A 16,877-nucleotide genomic window follows, 5' to 3' on the forward strand; every position below is an offset into this window, starting at 1 on the left:
CGGTTTTTTCAAAAAAATGACATCCGCTTGTATTCGCTCTGAATAACCCCATCTCCTGTGGATGACTGAAGCACATGATACCACTGGAAAATCGGGCGCCAAGCGATTTGGCATCAATCACAACACCGGCCATCTCGTTCTAGGCTCCGTGAGCATTCCGTTTCCACGGTCGCGCCTCGGTAGAATGACGATCGGCATTCTGCTGATCCTGGGTGGCGTTTTGGGATTCTTGCCCATTTTAGGCTTCTGGATGCTCCCGCTGGGATTCATCGTGCTGTCGCACGATCTGCATCTCGTTCGCCGGATGCGGCGGCGAGTCTCTGTCTGGTGGAGCAAGAGGCGGAAACCGCCCCTTGATTAGCTGAACAAACCTGCGGTCCAATAAAACAGCGCCGAGATAAGCGCAGCCGCCGGAAGCGTGATTACCCAGGCAACGACGATGTTGCCTGCCAGGCCCCAACGGACTGCCGAGACGCGGCGTGCAGCACCCACCCCTATGATCGCACCGGTGATGGTGTGGGTCGTGGACACTGGAATCCCGAGCCATGTGGCTCCGAAGAGCGTCAGCGCGCCGCCGGTCTCCGCACAGAAACCCTGCATCGGGTTCAGTCGGGTGATCTTCGACCCCATGGTGTGGACGATTCGCCAGCCGCCGAAGAGTGTCCCAAGCGCCATCGCCGTCTGGCAGGAGAGCACGACCCAGAGTGGTACGTGAAAGCTTCCCCCGAGATAACCCTGCGAATAGAGGAGCACGGCAATGATGCCCATCGTCTTCTGTGCATCATTGCCGCCGTGACCAAGCGAATAGAGAGAGGCGGATACGAACTGCAGGACGCGGAATGTGCGATCGACAGCGAAGGGTGTCTGTCGAACGAAGATCCAGGAGACGGCAAGCACGAGGAAGAGCGCCAACATGAAGCCGATGAACGGCGACATGACGATGGCGCTCGCTGTCTTCAGCAATCCGCTCCACACGATTGAGCTGAAGCCGACTTTTGCGAGGCCGGCTCCCACCAGCCCGCCCACCAGCGCGTGCGAAGAACTGGACGGGATACCGAAGATCCAGGTGACGATATTCCAGATGATCGCACCCATCAGTGCCGCAAAGATGACCAGCGGTGTGACGATATTGGGATCGATGATGCCGGTACCGAGGGTTTCGGCAACGTGGAGACCGAAGAACAGAAACGCAATGAAATTGAAGAAAGCTGCCCAGACAACTGCATAGTGAGGTCGGAGCACCCGCGTCGAGACGATCGTTGCGATCGAATTCGCGGCATCGTGAAGGCCGTTCAGGAAGTCGAAGAACAGCGCAACCGCGATCAGGCCGGCGAGCACCGGAAAGGCGAGGGTGGCGTCCATCAAACGTTCTCAATCACGATGCCGCTGATTTCGTTGGCAACGTCTTCGAAGCGATCAACGACCTTCTCCAGTTCACCGTAGATTTCGCTGCCGACGATGTAGGCCATTGCATTTGACGCACCGTGACGAAGGAAAAGCTCCTTCAGGCCGTGGTCGTGCAACTCGTCCGAGCGCCCTTCGACGCGGGTGACCTCCTCCGCAATCGCCATGAGCCGCGGGGCATTGGCGTTGATGCGGTCGAGCAGGGGGATCGCCTCGCCGATGAGATGGGCAGCCTGCACGATGGCCGCCCCCATTTCTTGCATGCGGGGATCGAATTGGGTCTGCTCGAAGAGCCGGATCGTCTTGACGGTCTTGTGCATCATATCGATCGCGTCATCCATCGACTGGATCAGATCCTTGATATCGACACGGTCGAAAGGCGTGATGAAGCTTCGGCGAACCGCGAGTAGCACCTCGCGGGTGATCTCGTCGGCATCGTTTTCGAGTGCGACGATCCGATCGCAATGCCGCTCGGTGTCCTTGCCGGCAAGCAATTCGTTCAGCGCTTCCGCCGCCCCTACGATCGTCTGGGAATGCTGGGAAAAGAGGTCAAAGAAGCGGTCTTCACGCGGTAGAAGTTTACGAAACCAGCCGAGCATTCCATCCATCCGTTTGAGAATTTTTAGGAGCCCGTCATAAATTAGCAGGGCTTGCAATAAAAGTGTCACAATTGCACCGGCCAAGATTCTTTTCCGCCGTGCATTTGCAATGGGCGTCAGGGAACTTGAGACTTGCCTGAGCGTTAAAGTTCTAAGCGTTTTCTGACGCGAGACATGCAGGAAATGAGAAGGTGCTGGAATGAAGAAGCTTGCGGTACTGGTATTGGCAATCGCGACGAGCCTGTCCGGCATCGGACCGTCTTTCGCTGAAAATTCGGGTGACGAGCATTCACCTCAAAGCCGCGGCGAGTTTGGAGATTCCGGCGCCAGAAACAGCCGCAACTACGACCGCTGCAGCTTCTATCGTTGCGGTGGTTACCGGCATGGCCATTATAGTGGGCGCTACTATCATGATGATTACTATCGCCATTACGACAATGATGCCGGCGCACTGATCGGTGGCTTGGCGGCGGGCGCGATCATCGGCGGACTGATTGCTCAGCCACGGGCCTACCCGGTCGGCAATTCCCACGTCGATTGGTGTTACAGCCGTTACCGCTCCTATCGCGCATATGACAACACCTATCAGCCGTATTATGGCCCGCGGCGGCAGTGCCACTCACCATACTAATGGTTGATCATAGAAACCGGCGGGCATATCGATTGGAAATCCTGCCGGTTTTTTAATAACCCCCTTGCACTCAATTTCTATTCATTCTAAATGCCCGCCAACGCTTCGGTGATGAAGCGCAGTGAGGCCTCGTGGCGGAGTGGTGACGCAGAGGACTGCAAATCCTTGTACCCCGGTTCAATTCCGGGCGAGGCCTCCATCTTGATTTTCTATCCGTAAGATATTGATTTGCAGTCGGATTTTGTGACTCGGCTGCAGTGACTGTAGCCAAGTCGAGTCGGGCGCGGGCGTCTTATTCGGGTTTGCAGGTTGCTGTTCAATCGCCAGCCGGCAGTAAGTCTCCTGCCGTTTCGATCCTCGGGAATTTATTTGCAGCGAGCTCGCCAACCCACTTACTCCAATCGGACTAGGACCTAGGTCCATCTGTGACAGCTCTTACAACGGAGCTATGTTCTTTTTGCTGGTCTGCCGGGGGACAAGATAAGGCGTTGAAGGTATCGGACCCACTCCTTGATCAGCTCCATTTCGCTGCCCACGGCAGACAGGGCGGGGGTAAGTTTTCTGTCCCAGCAATGCTGAGGGGGCGGCCAGGTTGGTCGCCCCCTCCCGGATCATGATTACGTGGTCCTGCCGAGTATCTTGGCGGTCGGGGTCGAACGCTTCTGGACGCCTTCCTTCCAAATTTAAGCTCCGACGACATTTTTCTCCACCGGCATAGTGAAAATCCGCAAGGTGTTAGATTTGGTGCATGCTTTCCATGACCAAATCGGCGATTGCCGGGTTTTTGATAGGGCGCTAAGCTTCACCCTCAATTCTGAGGAGCGCCTATGATGTCGGCGACCAAAATACCGCAACTGATCTTTGCTTTAAGTGTGGCGCGCGAGATGGCCGAGCGTGAACTCCACGCCGAGATGCTTGTCATGCTGATCGAGGAGGCACTGAAAGAGGCGCAGGAAGAGGCGTTGCGCCACGGCATTCTCGTCGACATAGAAGAGGAAACCGAACTGCAGTAGCCTTCACCGGCAAACCGAGCGGCCCCGGCCGCGGCTGTTTTGGCCCCGGCCGGGTTGTCGATCGGGGAGGGGCTGGGGAGGCTCCGGGATCGACCGCGACACGATATAGATCCCATTCGACGGCCAACATTGGTGCTTAAAGGTAGGTTTCGTCGTTTGTTCTTGCCTAAAAAGAACTTCTCAACGGTCCACTCGTCACCCACGCCGCGGCTTGCAGTTCAGTTGACCCTTTGCAGTGACGGCATTGGTGATACGCCAGTTGTCGCGACACTCGGGGCGCTGACTCTCACAAAGGGGATAAGGAGTATGATCGCCAGCAGCGCGCCGATGAAGAAGCCGCCCAGCACGAGTGGTTTGATTGCCATGTCACATCCGCCGAATCCCAAGGAAACGACACTATCGGGACAAAAACTGACAATGGCCTGAAGGCAGTTAGTTAGCTCGTTTCACGATCGAAAAGGCCGCAGCAGAAGATGCCGATCAGCGTTGCGATGATGAAGAAGTCGAACAATGAGAGATATTCGATGATGTTCAGCATGGCCTACTCCTCCTCTGTTCCTCCGGTTGCAATAATATCACAGCGCGCTCGTTTGTTCCACGAAGGGTGGCTGCGGGCCCGCATCGGGAATGCTCGCACCCCGAATTCTTGCCGCAGGCATTCGCGAAGCCTTGAAAGGCCAGTGTGCTGAGATTAAGAGACGTCCAGACAAAGCCGCTTCTACCGAGCGAGAGGACATGATGAATTTCGAATCAGCACGCGCAAACATGGTCGACAACCAGCTCCGCACGACGGACGTCACCTCGCATTCAGTGCTGACGGCCTTCCTCACGGTGCCGCGCGAGGCTTTCGTTCCAGAGAAGGCGAAGGCGCTTGCCTATATCGATCGTGACGTCGAAATCTGTCCGGCAGCGTCCGGCAAGCCGGCGCGTTATCTGATGCAGCCGTCGCCGCTTGCAAAGCTGCTCCAGCTTGCGGCGGTCACGAAGGATGATGTCGTACTCGAGATCGGTGCCGGTAGCGGCTACGTATCGGCTCTTTTTTCGCAGCTTGCCAGTACGGTGATCGCGGTTGAAGAGGACGAAACGCTTGCGGCGGAAGCCAAGACCAACCTTGCCGGCTACACAAACGTATCTGTTGTCACTGGCCCGCTCAATGCTGGCAGCCCGTCAGGCGCTCCTTATGATCTCATTTTTGTCAGCGGTTCTGTCGAGGAGGTTCCTTCTTCCTTGCTGTCGCAGCTTCGTGACGGCGGCCGTCTGGTCACGGTACAGGGTTACGGCGGTTCGGCGCGTGCAAAGGTTTTTGTGAGCGAGCGCGGCACGATTTCCGAAAACGTCTACTTCAACGCCTCTGTTAAGCCGCTTCCCGGTTTTGCCAAGGCGCGCGAATTCGTGTTCTGATCTATAGCTGCGATCACTGACTTTCAACGGGCGCCTTTAGCGCCCGTTTTTCTTTTCCATCCATCGAATTTCGGGGTTGCCAGCCAGCGTGCAGAAAGCTGTGCATGGCAGCATTCATTTGATTCGCGATGATTTTTTTCAATCATCGGCTATCCTAAGGTATGGGTGATTCGGATGCCCATTCCACGCAATCCGGTCGTTTTTCGGAATAACGGGGATAGATATGGCTCAGCCAAGTGTAGCGCGTGAACCGTCAATGGAAGAAATTCTAGCGTCGATCCGCCAGATCATCGAAAGCAATGACCCGGGTGCAGGCAGGGCGCTCTCCGCTTCGCTCCCGGCAGTTTATGGCGGCGATGAGGATGATCGCGATTCGGACATCCATTTGACGGTGGACGAGACTTACGCTGGCGTGGAATTCCCTGAAACAGTCCCTCAGCCCGATCCGCGTTTCGTTGCCGCCAATTCGGCAGGCTCGGCTCCTCTGCCGGAGGCGCAGCCGCGCGCCATGTCTCTGGCGGATGTCGCTGCGCGCGTCCGAGCAGCGTCGGAGCGGAACGCTGCCCAGTTGCAGCGCGAAGTGCCGCCGGCATTTCGGCAGGCCGCGGAACTGAGGACCGAGGCGCCGGAGACTGTTGGCGAGGTGCTGGTTTCGGCTCCAAGGGCTTCGCAACCTGCCGAAGCCGCTACGGCCCCCATTTCAGCTCCTGCGCCGAAAGTCGTCGCTGTGCGCCCGCCGGTGGAAGTGCCGTTCGAAATGCCTCAGGCCATCGCCGTGGAGCCGCGACCCGCTGTTGTCCAGGCGACAGAAGTTTCCGTACCTGCCATTGCCGAGCCGATGGTTGAAGACACACCGCGGCGCCGCATTGAGGATGAGCAGCAGCCGGCATTGCTCTCGCATGACGCGGGCCTTCAAGTCAGCCGTTCCTTTGAGGAGCTTGCTGCCGTTGTCGATGGCGCACAGCGTCGCTCGCTCGATGAGATCGCGGAAGATATGCTGCGCCCGATGCTGCGCGACTGGCTGGATGACAATCTGCCGACCCTGGTTGAGCGTCTCGTGCGCGAAGAGATCGAGCGCGTGGCGCGCGGCCCGCGCCGCTGATCGGAAACGCCTTTTCTCAAAAAGCCGCTCCGGTCCCGGAGCGGCTTTTTTATTGACTTGCCCGAAGCCATCCTATTTACAACCCGCATCTAAGAACCTCCAGATTTTGGTCCCCAAATGCTCGACAAGACCTACGATTCCGCTGCCGTTGAACCGAAAATCGCTGCAAAATGGGATGAGGCGGACGCCTTCCGGGCGGGCGCAAATGCCAAGCCGGGCGCTGAGACCTTCACCATCGTCATCCCGCCGCCGAACGTGACCGGCTCGCTGCATATGGGCCACGCGCTGAACAACACGCTGCAGGACGTCATGGTCCGCTTCGAGCGCATGCGCGGCAAGGACGTTCTCTGGCAGCCAGGCATGGACCATGCCGGTATCGCCACCCAGATGGTTGTCGAGCGCAAGCTGATGGAACAGCAGCTGCCGGGCCGCCGCGACATGGGTCGCGAAGCCTTCATCGAGAAGGTCTGGGAATGGAAGGCGGAATCGGGCGGCCTTATCTTCAACCAGCTGAAACGCCTCGGTGCCTCCTGCGACTGGTCGCGAGAGCGCTTCACGATGGACGAAGGTCTCTCCGCTGCGGTTCTCGAAGTCTTCGTAAGCCTTTACAAGGAAGGCCTGATCTATCGCGATAAGCGTCTGGTCAACTGGGATCCGAAGCTCCTGACGGCGATCTCCGACATCGAGGTCGAGCAGCACGAGGTCAACGGAAATCTCTGGTATTTCCGCTATCCGCTAGAGCCCGGCGTCACTTATCAGCATCCCGTTGCCTTCGACGACGAGGGCAAAGCGACTGAATGGGAAACGCGCGACTATATCGTCGTCGCCACCACCCGCCCGGAAACGATGCTCGGCGACACCGGCGTTGCGGTCAACCCGAAGGATGAACGCTACAAGCCGCTCGTCGGCAAGCACGTCATCCTGCCGATCGTCGGCCGCCGCATTCCGATCGTTGCCGACGATTATCCGGATCCGACGGCCGGAACCGGCGCTGTCAAGATGACGCCAGCGCATGATTTCAACGACTTCGATGTCGGCAAGCGTGCCGGTCTTCGTGTTGTCAACGTGCTCACCGCCGATGCGCGGATCACGCTCAAGGACAACGAGGATTTCCTGGAAGGCATTCCGGACGCCGCAGCCCTGCATGGCGCCTGGGACGAACTCGAAGGCAAGGATCGCTTCGAGGCCCGCAGGATCATCGTCCGCATCTTCGAAGAGGGTGGCCTGCTCGACAAGGTCGAGCCGCACAAGCACATGGTTCCACACGGCGACCGTGGTGGTGTTCCGATCGAGCCGCGCCTGACGGAGCAATGGTACGTCGACGCCAAGACGCTCGCAGCACCGGCGATCGCGTCGGTTCGCGAGGGCCGCACCAAGCTCGTTCCACGCAGCTGGGACAAGACTTATTACGAGTGGATGGAAAACATTCAGCCGTGGTGCGTTTCCCGCCAGCTCTGGTGGGGCCATCAGATCCCGGCCTGGTATGGTCCCGATGGTCAGGTCTTTGTCGAAAAGACGGAAGAGGAAGCCCTGCAGGCAGCGATCCAGCACTATCTCTCGCACGAAGGCCCAATGAAGGCCTACGTCGAGGACCTGCTCGAGAATTTCAAGCCGGGTGAGATCCTGACGCGTGACGAAGACGTCCTCGACACATGGTTCTCGTCCGCGCTCTGGCCTTTCTCGACGCTCGGCTGGCCCGACAAGACGCCTGAACTGGAGCGTTACTACCCGACGAACGTTCTGGTCACCGGCTTCGACATCATTTTCTTCTGGGTTGCCCGCATGATGATGATGGGCCTGCACTTCATGAAGGATGAGGATGGCGTTCCGGTCGAGCCCTTCAACACGGTCTATGTTCATGCGCTGGTGCGCGACAAGAACGGCCAGAAGATGTCGAAGTCCAAGGGGAACGTCATCGATCCGCTTGAACTGATCGATGAGTATGGTGCTGACGCACTGCGCTTCACACTGGCGATCATGGCAGCGCAGGGCCGCGACGTGAAGCTCGATCCCGCGCGTATCGCCGGCTACCGCAACTTCGGCACCAAGCTCTGGAACGCGACGCGCTTTGCCGAGATGAACGGCGCCAAGAGCGATCCGCACTTCGTGCCCGAAGCCGCCGAACTGACGATCAACCGTTGGATTCTGACGGAGCTTGCCCGTACGGAACGTGACGTAACGGAAGCCTTGGAATCCTACCGTTTCAACGATGCGGCGGGCGCGCTCTACCGCTTCGTCTGGAACCAGGTCTGCGACTGGTATCTCGAGCTGCTGAAGCCGGTCTTCAATGGCACGGACGAGGGCGCCAAGAAGGAAGCGCAGGCTTGCGCCGCCTATATCCTGGAGGAGATCTACAAGCTCCTGCATCCCTTCATGCCGTTCATGACGGAAGAACTCTGGGCGCACACCGCAGGCGAGGGCCTCGAGCGCGACACGCTGGTCTGCCACGCCGAATGGCCGGCGCCGTCCTATGCCGATGATGCCGCGGCCGATGAAATTAATTGGCTGATCGATCTGGTTTCCGGCATCCGCTCCGTTCGCGCTGAAATGAACGTCCCGCCGTCAGCCGTCGCGCCGCTGGTTGTCGTCGGCGCCAATAGCCTGACGCGCGAGCGGCTTGTCCGGCATGACGCCGCGATCAAGCGTCTTGCCCGTGTCGACGCTATCTCGCTGGCAAGCGAAGCGCCGAAGGGCGCTGCGCAGATCGTCGTTGCCGAAGCGACTGTCTGCCTGCCGCTCGGCACGCTAATCGATCTTTCGGCCGAGAAGGCGCGCCTTGAGAAGGCAATTGCCAAGGCCGATGGCGAGATCGCGCGCATCAATGGCAAGCTCTCGAACGAGAAGTTCGTCGCCAATGCCAATCCTGAGGTAGTCGCTGCCGAGCGTGATCGCCTGGACGAATTGCAGGGCCAGACCGCCAGCCTGCGGGTTGCACTGGCGCGTGTATCCGAGGCCGGCTGAAGCCAACGCCTGGTAGTATGAAATTTTAAGGGCGTCCGATGTCGAATCGGGCGCCTTTCTGTTGAGGTCCAACGCGACGCGTCGAATTCCCTCTCGGATTCACCCATATCCACAGCGCCTTGCCTTGATTCCACACGGTTTCCGGCCGCCGTTGGCGAAAAATATGAGTGTTGTTTCCGTGTTACACGACTGCGCTAATGTGGAATGGTCACCCTCAAAGGGGTGGGTAATTTTACCGATAGTAGAATTTTATTCCACATTTTGGAAATATTGACGTGCCCGTCAATATTTTGCGTAAAACATCCGTTAGCTCAGTTTCCAATCACGCACCGCCACAAAGTTGCCATTTATCGGCATCGCCTGCACAGTCCGGCCGTTGCAATTGCCCGAGTGGGGGAGACACCTTGGCATCTCGTATGACTTCTGCCGGCGTTCTATCGCTTGCCCTATTTTCAACGCTGGCGCAGCCGTCCTTCGCGGGCGGCCTTGATCGCGGTGGCTACAATATCGATCTGCTGTTTGATCAGTCGCGTTTTTCAGCGCAGGCGGCCGTGATCTACGTCATGCCGCAGCGTGAACTCAAGAATGTGAAGGACACCAATACACGGTCGCCGTTGCTCGGTGGCGATGGCAATCTAAATGGACGTCCCAATCATGCGGACGATACTGAAAACTATGCCGTCCCATATCTGGGCTTGAAGGCAGGCTACGAAGATGTCGATTGCTTGCTCGACTATTCCGAGCCCTTTGGGGCACACACCAACCCGGGTATCAACTGGGCAGGCGCCAACAACAACATCGAAACAAAAATTGAGACGCACAACTACGCCACTACGTGCTCTTACAAGTTTGATGTCGGTCCCGGCCAGCTTCGCTTGATTGGCGGCGCCTTCTATCAAGAGGTGGAAGGCTTCAAGGAGCGTTTGGTAAGCACGTTGCCTATCGCAATGGGCACCGGGACAGGCGTCGGTCGGCTGGATCTCGCGGACAATGGCTGGGGCTGGCGAACGGGTATAGCTTATGAAATCCCAGAATACGGGGTGCGTGCCAGCTTGGTCTACAATAGCCGGGTCAAATATGACGACTTGTCTGGTACCGTTGATCTTACTCAGGTCCCTGTCGTTCCGACGTATGGCGGTAAGGTTACCAACGTCGTAGGCTCTACCGAGGCCCCGGATTCGTTGGAACTCAAGGTTCAGAGTGGTATCGCCCCAGATTGGCTGGCTTTCGGCTCCGTGAAATGGACCAACTGGAGCGTACTTCAGTCGATTGCGTTGTGCCCGACCACTGTCACGGGCAGCTGCAATCATTCAAATCAGTTGACGTCGCTTGACCTGCTCTATCAGGACGGCTGGACCGTTACAGGTGGCATCGGTCACAAGTTCAATGAGCAGTGGACCGGTGCTGTCAGCTTGACATGGGATCGCGGCACGAGCCACGGCTACGGCTCTCAGACGGACAGCTGGACGGTTGGTGTCGGCGCTGCCTATAACCCGACCGACAACATTGAATGGCGTGTTGCAGGCGCGCTCGGCGTACTCACAAGCGGTTCGTCCGGTGTGCTCGTACAAGATGGTGTCACCTATGGAAATGACGTCTCTTACGACTTCGGCAATGATCTTGTGGCTGCCGTTTCGACCAGCATCAAGGTGAAATTCTAAGTTTCAAAGACGAGCCTCAGATCAGCCCGGCAAAACAGCCGGGCTTTTCTTTATGTACACCTCGTTAAGCATGAGGTTTCCGCGTCTCATTTTGTGACGATTCAGCAACAGTTTTTTACCAGCATTTGAGTAAGATGATCTCGGGGCCAAATTGTCCATTTCCCGCCACAAACTAGGCGCAGCGCTATAGGCGGGCGAGGGAATGACAGGCATAGGTGCGCGTAAAAGAGTACGATGAGCGAGTTCGTAACGGGTACAAACAGGATCGGTGAAGCTTACGGTAAAAATGCCGTTGTCCGCGCCAGTTTCCTTTTCCCGCAAGGCGATTCCGCCTCAGAAGTTCGCTCTGACGTTGCGCTTCCAAGCTTCTCTTTCTTCTCGTGTTCAGATCGATCGGCGTCATTGGAATCGGCTTCCAGTAACATCGACACAGGTTTGGTCACAATTGGTGATTACCTTTTTCTTGACGGCGGAAAGGCGAATAGCCGGGCCGCGGGAGTGAGGCGGATGGCATCGCGGGCGGGCCGCGCCGGACAGCGGGCGGACAGGGGCGATGCACTTGGAGTTGAGGCTCTCGATGGAGGGCGAAGGCTGGATGCGACGCGGGCAAAGGGGCCTTTGAGCCCACCGCGGGATCGCTCGCCGGGAGGAATGCATCCGCGGATCGAAAGTCCGCTCGGATGGGAAGCGAAAGAAACCGAGTGAAATGCTGACGTCCGAGTCCAGACCCTTCAGACTGCTGCTCATGGGGCTTTCCATTGCCTGTTGCGCGGCAATTGCATCGCCAGCAAGCGCATTCGACATCAAGTCAGGCGTTTCGAAGGAGTCCGGTCCCTTCGACCTCTTCAAGTTTGGGTTCAAGGCCTACAAAAACGGTCAGAAGGAAGAAGCGGTCGAAGCCTATAAATATGCGGCCGAGAAGGGGCATACGGGTTCACGCTGGGCGCTCGCCAACATGTATGCCGACGGCGATGGCGTCGCGCAGGATGACTTCGAAGCCTTCAAGATCTACAGCGAGATTGCGCAGCAGGGCGTCGAGCCCGGCTCCGAAGATACCGGCTTCTTCGTCAACGCGCTTCTGTCGCTTGCCAACTATTACAAGCACGGCATTCCCGGCAGCCCTGTTAAGACTGATCTCAGCCAGGCGCGTCAGCTCTACTTCCAGGTTGCATCCACATTCGGCGTACCCGAGGCCCAGTTCCAGCTGGCGCAGATGATGCTGGCGGGCGAAGGCGGCAGCACCAGTGCACAGCAGGCGAAGAAGTGGCTCAACCAGGCCCGCAAGAGCGGCCATCCTGGCGCTATGGCGGTCTTCGGCAATATCCTTTTCCAGGAAGGGCAGGCAGCCAACGGCCTTGCGCTGATGACAGCCGCTCTCGACCGCTGCAAGCCGAAGGACTGTGGCTGGATGGAGTCACTGCAGGAACAGGCCTTCTCCGTCGCGACCGAAAGCGACCGCCGCTCGGCTGTCGCGCTTTCTCATAAAATCGGCGTCAACGGCGCCGAGTAATGCCGTGCGAACGGCGAGCCTGCGCAAGTGATCTGAACGATCGCGGCGCGCCAGGCTCAGGCCGCGAAATCGAAGTAGGCCACGACAGGTACGTGGTCCGATGGCTTCTCCCAGGCGCGGACATGCTTCTCAATCGCCGAGGACGTCATGCGGTCGGCAGCCTCCGGCGAAAGCAGCAGGTGGTCGATACGAATGCCGTTGTTCTTCTGCCAGGCACCGGCCTGATAATCCCAGAATGAGTAGAGTTGGACGACGTCCGTCGTGGCGCGCACGGCTTCCGTCAGTCCAAGGCCTTCAAGTCGACGGAATGCCTGGCGTGTTTGCGGCAGGAACAGCGCGTCGTTCTCCCAGACCTTCGGATCGAAGCAGTCATGAGGCTCCGGAATGACGTTATAGTCGCCGGCCAGGATCAGGATTTCCTCGTAGGCCAGCCGCTCGGCTGCGAATGAACGCAGCCGCTCCATCCAGGCGAGCTTGTAGGTGTATTTCTCGGTTTCAACAGGATTGCCATTCGGCAGGTAGAGGCAGCAGACGCGCGCGACGCGGTTGCCCGGCAGCGAAAAGACGGCTTCCAGGAAGCGAGCCTGCTCGTCGAGCGGATCGCCGGGCAGCCCGCGGCTTACTTCATCGGGCTTGGTCTTGGAAAGGATCGCGACGCCGTTGAAGCCTTTTTGGCCGTGCGTCTCGACGTGATAGCCCATGGCTTCGATTTCGAGCCTCGGGAAGCCCTCGTCGATCGTCTTTATCTCCTGCAGGCAGACGATATCGGGATCGGAGTCTTTCAGCCACTGCATGAGATTGTCGATGCGCGCCTTGACGCCATTGATGTTCCAGGTCGCGATCTTCATGGAGTGTCCTGTTCCGCTTCGTCGGCCTCTTGTATCGCGCTCCATCGGGCGCGGACAAGACTATAAACCGGCCGTAAGGGGTTCTTCGGCCGGTTCGATGTGGATACCCGGGACAGAGATCAGATCGAGAAGCTTGTGCCGCAGCCGCAGCTTGCGACTGCGTTCGGGTTCTTGATCTGGAAGGATTGGCCGAGGAGGTTGTCGACGAAGTCGATCTCGGATCCGGCCATGTAAACCAGCGAGAGGCTGTCGATCAGGACTTTGGCGTCGTTCTTTTGAACGACGGTATCGTCGTCCTGCGCACCATCTGCAAGGTCGAACTTGTAGGAAAAGCCCGAGCAACCGCCGCCTTCCACGGAAACGCGCAGCGCGCTCTTGCCCGGTTCGGTACCGACAATTGCCGCGATTCGTTTTGCCGCGGCATCGGAAAGGGTTACACTTACATCCGTCATGTTTGCTCCTGCCGGGGTCAAGATCCGGAGAGAATACCTGTTAGCCGCTGGTTTCAAGCGGCTGATTTCAAAGCTACTTACGCTCTATAGCACGAAAGCGCAGGTTCCGACAAAATGACTGCGAAAGCATCGCTTTGCCGTTTATGTTCTCTATAGGTATGAAGAGCGCAAGGCCGCGTCAATGGGCGGCTGCATATCGGGTAACGGTGACGAATGACGATTGACAGGCAGGCTTTGGGGTACGGCAATAGTGACAGAGCGGCGTATGCGGCCGATCCCTGGTCGACGCGCGGGAGGCTCTATCCCGAGGACCTCAGCCCCACCCGTTCGGATTTTCAGCGTGACCGTGACCGCATTGTTCACACGACGGCATTTCGCCGGCTGAAGCACAAGACGCAGGTGTTCATCGCCCAGGATGGCGATCACTACCGCACCCGCCTGACACACACCATCGAGGTTGCGCAAGTTGCCCGCGCCCTTGCCAGAGCACTCAGGCTGGACGAAGACCTCGCAGAGGGTGTGGCGCTCGTCCATGATTTCGGCCACACGCCTTTTGGCCATACAGGCGAGGATGCGCTGCACGAGGTTCTGTTGCCCTACGGCGGATTCGATCACAACGCCCAGTCGCTGCGTATCGTCACCAAGCTGGAACGGCGCTATGCCGATTTCGATGGCATCAATCTGACATGGGAAAGCCTGGAAGGGCTCGTCAAGCATAATGGCCCGCTTCTGACCAAGGACGGCGCCGGCACGCGTGGGCCGGTTCCGCAGCCGATCCTGGATTATTGCGAGATCCACGACCTGGAATTGGATACCTATGCAAGCCTTGAAGCGCAGGTCGCGGCAATCGCTGACGATATTGCCTACAACACGCATGACATCGACGACGGGCTTCGCTCCGGCTATCTGACCTTCGATATGCTGGAGGAGATCCCGTTTCTGGCGGGTCTGATGGCAGAAGTACGGGAACGCTATCCAAACCTCGAAGCCAGCCGCTTTACCCACGAGATCATGCGCCGTCAGATCACACGGATGGTCGAGGACGTCATTTCCGTCGCTCAACAAGGTCTTGCGGAGATCAGGCCGCAAAGCGCAACGGATATTCGCCAGGCCAATCGCGTGGTCGCGACATTTTCCGAAGCGATGTCCGAAACCGACCGGCAGATCAAGGCGATGCTTTTCAAGCGCATCTACAGGCACCCCGAGATCATGCGCATCCGCGCCGGCGCCGCGCAGATCGTGACCGATCTCTTCGGTGCCTATATGGCCAATCCGAAGGAGATGCAGAGCCACTATTGGGTGGATCGTATCGCGGGTCTTGCCGAAGCGGCGAGGGCGCGCCATGTCGGCGACTATCTGGCGGGGATGACCGACACCTACGCGATCAGCGCCCACAGGCGATTGTTTGACCACACTCCGGATTTGCGATAGGCAGCGATCGCCCGGCCAGGACCGGACAAATGCCTTGTGGCAAAGCCTATGCATGGAAGATTGTGATGAACCTTTTTACCGATTTCGACACCAGGATTAAAACTGCCCTTGAACAGATCGATCTGGTCAAGGAGAAGCGATCCGAGGTGGATTTCGGCCGCATCGCGATCGAGCCGCCGCGCGACCCGAGCCACGGGGATGTCGCGACCAACGCCGCCATGGTGCTGGCAAAGCCGCTCGGCACCAATCCGCGCGCTCTGGCGGAGGTCATCGCTGAGAAGTTGAAAGAAGACGCCGATGTCGCGGACGTCTCGGTGGCTGGCCCCGGCTTTATCAACATCAGGCTCTCCGTCGGCTACTGGCAGCGCCTGCTTGCCTCGATGATCGAGGCTGGCACGGACTACGGCCGCTCGGCCATTGGCGCTGGCAAACGCGTCAACGTCGAATATGTGTCGGCAAACCCGACTGGTCCGATGCATGTCGGCCATTGCCGCGGCGCCGTCGTCGGCGACGCGCTGGCCAACCTGCTTTCCTTTGCCGGCTTCGAGGTCGTCAAGGAATACTACATCAATGACGCGGGCTCGCAGATCGACGTATTGGCGAGGTCTGTCTTCCTGCGCTATCGCGAAGCTCTCGGCGAGAACATCGGCGAGATTCCGCCCGGCCTATATCCTGGGGATTACCTGGTGCCTGTTGGTGAGTCACTGGCTCGTGACTACGGCGTCAAGCTGCACAACATGTCCGACGATCAGTGGATGCCGATCGTCAAGGATCGCACGATCGACGCAATGATGGCGATGATCCGTGAGGATCTGGACGCGTTGAACGTGCATCACGACGTGTTCTTCTCGGAGCGCACGCTGCATGCGCACGGCGCTGCGGCGATCCGCACCGCAATCAACGATCTGACATTCAAGGGGCACGTCTACAAGGGCACGCTGCCGCCGCCTAAAGGCCAGTTGCCCGAGGACTGGGAAGACCGTGAGCAGACGCTGTTCCGCTCGACGGAAGTCGGCGATGATATGGACCGGCCGCTAATCAAGTCGGATGGCTCCTACACCTATTTCGCCGCCGACGTTGCCTACTTCAAGAACAAATTCGACCGTGGTTTCAACGAGATGATCTATGTTCTCGGCGCCGACCACGGCGGCTACGTCAAGCGCCTGGAAGCGGTGGCCAGGGGCGTTTCCGAAGGTAAGGCAAAGCTGACCGTCCTTCTTTGCCAGCTCGTGAAGCTGTTCCGCAATGGCGAGCCGGTGAAGATGTCGAAGCGCTCGGGCGACTTCGTGACGTTGCGCGACGTTGTCGAGGAGGTCGGTCGCGATTCGGTTCGCTTCATGATGCTGTACCGGAAAAGCTCCGAGCCGCTGGACTTCGATTTCGCCAAAGTAACGGAGCAGTCGAAGGATAATCCGGTGTTCTACGTGCAGTATGCGCATGCGCGCTGCATGTCTGTTTTCCGGCAGGCGAAGGAGGCGTTTCCGGACCTCTATGTCACCCCCGCCGACCTCGCGAAAGCGGTGGCAGGCATCTCGGATCCCGCGGAATTGCAGCTGGTTGCAAAGGCCGCAGAGTTTCCACGCTTGGTCGAGTCTGCGGCACAGTCGCAGGAGCCTCACCGCGTCGTATTTTATCTCTACGATCTGGCAAGTTCTTTCCATGCGCACTGGAATAAAGGTAAGGATCAAGTAGACTTACGATTTATTAACGATAAGAACCGAGAATCGAGTATAGCCAGATTAGGGCTGGTGTACGCCGTTGCGTCGGTTTTGAAGTCGGGACTTGCCATTGCGGGTACCGCTGCGCCGGATGAGATGCGGTAGCGTCACCATTTACCCACAATGCTCTGGCATAAACCTTAGCA

16 protein-coding genes and 1 tRNA gene are annotated in these 16,877 nt (G+C 58.2%); 11 read left to right on the forward strand and 6 right to left on the reverse strand.

The genetic code is table 11. From position 1 onward, the window contains the following. The first annotated feature begins 61 nt into the window (after positions 1-61). Positions 62-361, forward strand: a complete 300-nt coding sequence (locus tag ATY79_RS31260; protein ID WP_088703139.1) for a hypothetical protein — start codon at positions 62-64, stop codon at positions 359-361. On the opposite strand, the gene ATY79_RS04380 is transcribed toward ATY79_RS31260, so the two are convergent. Continuing rightward, positions 358-1,362 (reverse strand): inorganic phosphate transporter, encoded by a 1,005-nt coding sequence (locus ATY79_RS04380; protein ID WP_088694828.1) that lies wholly within the window; start codon positions 1,360-1,362, stop codon positions 358-360. The genes ATY79_RS31260 and ATY79_RS04380 overlap by 4 nt on opposite strands. Further along, positions 1,362-2,003, reverse strand: coding sequence for a DUF47 family protein (locus tag ATY79_RS04385; RefSeq protein WP_088694958.1), 642 nt, complete (start codon positions 2,001-2,003; stop codon positions 1,362-1,364). Before ATY79_RS04385 ends, ATY79_RS04380 begins: the two co-directional genes overlap by 1 nt. A gap of 199 nt (positions 2,004-2,202) precedes the next feature. Here ATY79_RS04385 and ATY79_RS04390 point away from each other — a divergent pair, with 199 nt between their 5' ends. The 3 genes from ATY79_RS04390 (at position 2,203) to ATY79_RS04400 (ending at position 3,647) form a co-directional block, all read left to right on the forward strand. Beyond that, complete coding sequence (locus ATY79_RS04390; RefSeq protein ID WP_088694829.1) at positions 2,203-2,634, forward strand: BA14K family protein; 432 nt, start codon at positions 2,203-2,205, stop codon at positions 2,632-2,634. Positions 2,635-2,759: 125 nt separating this feature from the next. Further along, positions 2,760-2,833: transfer RNA gene (locus ATY79_RS04395), tRNA-Cys, on the forward strand. 631 nt (positions 2,834-3,464) lie between these two features. Continuing rightward, on the forward strand, positions 3,465-3,647 hold the full coding sequence (locus tag ATY79_RS04400) for a hypothetical protein (protein WP_088694959.1): 183 nt from the start codon (positions 3,465-3,467) through the stop codon (positions 3,645-3,647). Positions 3,648-3,865: 218 nt separating this feature from the next. On the opposite strand, the gene ATY79_RS30730 is transcribed toward ATY79_RS04400, so the two are convergent. After that, positions 3,866-4,012 carry a hypothetical protein gene (locus ATY79_RS30730; RefSeq protein ID WP_189637253.1) on the reverse strand — a complete coding sequence of 49 codons (147 nt, stop codon included), beginning with the start codon at positions 4,010-4,012 and terminating at the stop codon, positions 3,866-3,868. A gap of 370 nt (positions 4,013-4,382) precedes the next feature. Here ATY79_RS30730 and ATY79_RS04405 point away from each other — a divergent pair, with 370 nt between their 5' ends. Beyond that, positions 4,383-5,048, forward strand: coding sequence for a protein-L-isoaspartate O-methyltransferase (locus ATY79_RS04405; protein WP_189637957.1), 666 nt, complete (start codon positions 4,383-4,385; stop codon positions 5,046-5,048). A 23-nt stretch (positions 5,049-5,071) separates the two neighbouring features. Here ATY79_RS04405 and ATY79_RS31845 read toward each other — a convergent pair whose 3' ends face one another. Further along, entirely contained in the window at positions 5,072-5,194 is a 123-nt protein-coding gene (locus ATY79_RS31845; RefSeq protein WP_280950863.1) for a hypothetical protein, read from the reverse strand. A gap of 77 nt (positions 5,195-5,271) precedes the next feature. Here ATY79_RS31845 and ATY79_RS04410 point away from each other — a divergent pair, with 77 nt between their 5' ends. The 4 genes from ATY79_RS04410 to exoR all read left to right on the forward strand — a co-directional run bounded on the left by ATY79_RS04410 (position 5,272) and on the right by exoR (position 12,282). Next, positions 5,272-6,150 (forward strand): DUF2497 domain-containing protein, encoded by an 879-nt coding sequence (locus tag ATY79_RS04410; protein ID WP_088694830.1) that lies wholly within the window; start codon positions 5,272-5,274, stop codon positions 6,148-6,150. Positions 6,151-6,267: 117 nt separating this feature from the next. Beyond that, positions 6,268-9,111, forward strand: a complete 2,844-nt coding sequence (locus ATY79_RS04415; RefSeq protein ID WP_088694831.1) for a valine--tRNA ligase — start codon at positions 6,268-6,270, stop codon at positions 9,109-9,111. Between the two features lie 404 nt (positions 9,112-9,515). After that, complete coding sequence (locus ATY79_RS04420) at positions 9,516-10,772, forward strand: OmpP1/FadL family transporter (RefSeq protein WP_088694832.1); 1,257 nt, start codon at positions 9,516-9,518, stop codon at positions 10,770-10,772. A gap of 706 nt (positions 10,773-11,478) precedes the next feature. Continuing rightward, on the forward strand, positions 11,479-12,282 hold the full coding sequence (gene exoR, locus ATY79_RS04430; RefSeq protein WP_088694833.1) for an exopolysaccharide production regulator ExoR: 804 nt from the start codon (positions 11,479-11,481) through the stop codon (positions 12,280-12,282). Positions 12,283-12,338: 56 nt separating this feature from the next. On the opposite strand, the gene xth is transcribed toward exoR, so the two are convergent. Together xth and erpA are read right to left on the reverse strand one after the other, a co-directional pair. Next, on the reverse strand, positions 12,339-13,130 hold the full coding sequence (xth, locus tag ATY79_RS04435) for an exodeoxyribonuclease III (RefSeq protein WP_088694834.1): 792 nt from the start codon (positions 13,128-13,130) through the stop codon (positions 12,339-12,341). A 119-nt stretch (positions 13,131-13,249) separates the two neighbouring features. Next, entirely contained in the window at positions 13,250-13,582 is a 333-nt protein-coding gene (gene erpA / locus ATY79_RS04440; RefSeq protein ID WP_088694835.1) for an iron-sulfur cluster insertion protein ErpA, read from the reverse strand. Positions 13,583-13,795: 213 nt separating this feature from the next. Here erpA and ATY79_RS04445 point away from each other — a divergent pair, with 213 nt between their 5' ends. Both ATY79_RS04445 and argS read left to right on the forward strand, forming a co-directional pair. After that, entirely contained in the window at positions 13,796-15,013 is a 1,218-nt protein-coding gene (locus ATY79_RS04445; RefSeq protein WP_088694836.1) for a deoxyguanosinetriphosphate triphosphohydrolase, read from the forward strand. Between the two features lie 65 nt (positions 15,014-15,078). Then, entirely contained in the window at positions 15,079-16,836 is a 1,758-nt protein-coding gene (gene argS / locus ATY79_RS04450; protein WP_088694837.1) for an arginine--tRNA ligase, read from the forward strand. The last annotated feature ends 41 nt before the right edge of the window (positions 16,837-16,877 follow it).

Source organism: Rhizobium sp. R693 (genome assembly GCF_002211315.1).
Classification (GTDB): domain Bacteria; phylum Pseudomonadota; class Alphaproteobacteria; order Rhizobiales; family Rhizobiaceae; genus Rhizobium.

What these genes read in the sequence shown, in the direction of transcription:
- ATY79_RS31260 (WP_088703139.1), top strand. Translation starts at nt 62, where the DNA reads ATGACTGAAGCACATGATACCACTGGAAAATCGGGCGCCAAGCGATTT.
- ATY79_RS04380 (WP_088694828.1), bottom strand. Translation starts at nt 1,362, where the DNA reads ATGGACGCCACCCTCGCCTTTCCGGTGCTCGCCGGCCTGATCGCGGTT.
- ATY79_RS04385 (WP_088694958.1), bottom strand. Translation starts at nt 2,003, where the DNA reads ATGCTCGGCTGGTTTCGTAAACTTCTACCGCGTGAAGACCGCTTCTTT.
- ATY79_RS04390 (WP_088694829.1), top strand. Translation starts at nt 2,203, where the DNA reads ATGAAGAAGCTTGCGGTACTGGTATTGGCAATCGCGACGAGCCTGTCC.
- ATY79_RS04400 (WP_088694959.1), top strand. Translation starts at nt 3,465, where the DNA reads ATGTCGGCGACCAAAATACCGCAACTGATCTTTGCTTTAAGTGTGGCG.
- ATY79_RS30730 (WP_189637253.1), bottom strand. Translation starts at nt 4,012, where the DNA reads ATGGCAATCAAACCACTCGTGCTGGGCGGCTTCTTCATCGGCGCGCTG.
- ATY79_RS04405 (WP_189637957.1), top strand. Translation starts at nt 4,383, where the DNA reads ATGATGAATTTCGAATCAGCACGCGCAAACATGGTCGACAACCAGCTC.
- ATY79_RS31845 (WP_280950863.1), bottom strand. Translation starts at nt 5,194, where the DNA reads ATGATTGAAAAAAATCATCGCGAATCAAATGAATGCTGCCATGCACAG.
- ATY79_RS04410 (WP_088694830.1), top strand. Translation starts at nt 5,272, where the DNA reads ATGGCTCAGCCAAGTGTAGCGCGTGAACCGTCAATGGAAGAAATTCTA.
- ATY79_RS04415 (WP_088694831.1), top strand. Translation starts at nt 6,268, where the DNA reads ATGCTCGACAAGACCTACGATTCCGCTGCCGTTGAACCGAAAATCGCT.
- exoR (WP_088694833.1), top strand. Translation starts at nt 11,479, where the DNA reads ATGCTGACGTCCGAGTCCAGACCCTTCAGACTGCTGCTCATGGGGCTT.
- xth (WP_088694834.1), bottom strand. Translation starts at nt 13,130, where the DNA reads ATGAAGATCGCGACCTGGAACATCAATGGCGTCAAGGCGCGCATCGAC.
- erpA (WP_088694835.1), bottom strand. Translation starts at nt 13,582, where the DNA reads ATGACGGATGTAAGTGTAACCCTTTCCGATGCCGCGGCAAAACGAATC.
- ATY79_RS04445 (WP_088694836.1), top strand. Translation starts at nt 13,796, where the DNA reads ATGACGATTGACAGGCAGGCTTTGGGGTACGGCAATAGTGACAGAGCG.
- argS (WP_088694837.1), top strand. Translation starts at nt 15,079, where the DNA reads ATGAACCTTTTTACCGATTTCGACACCAGGATTAAAACTGCCCTTGAA.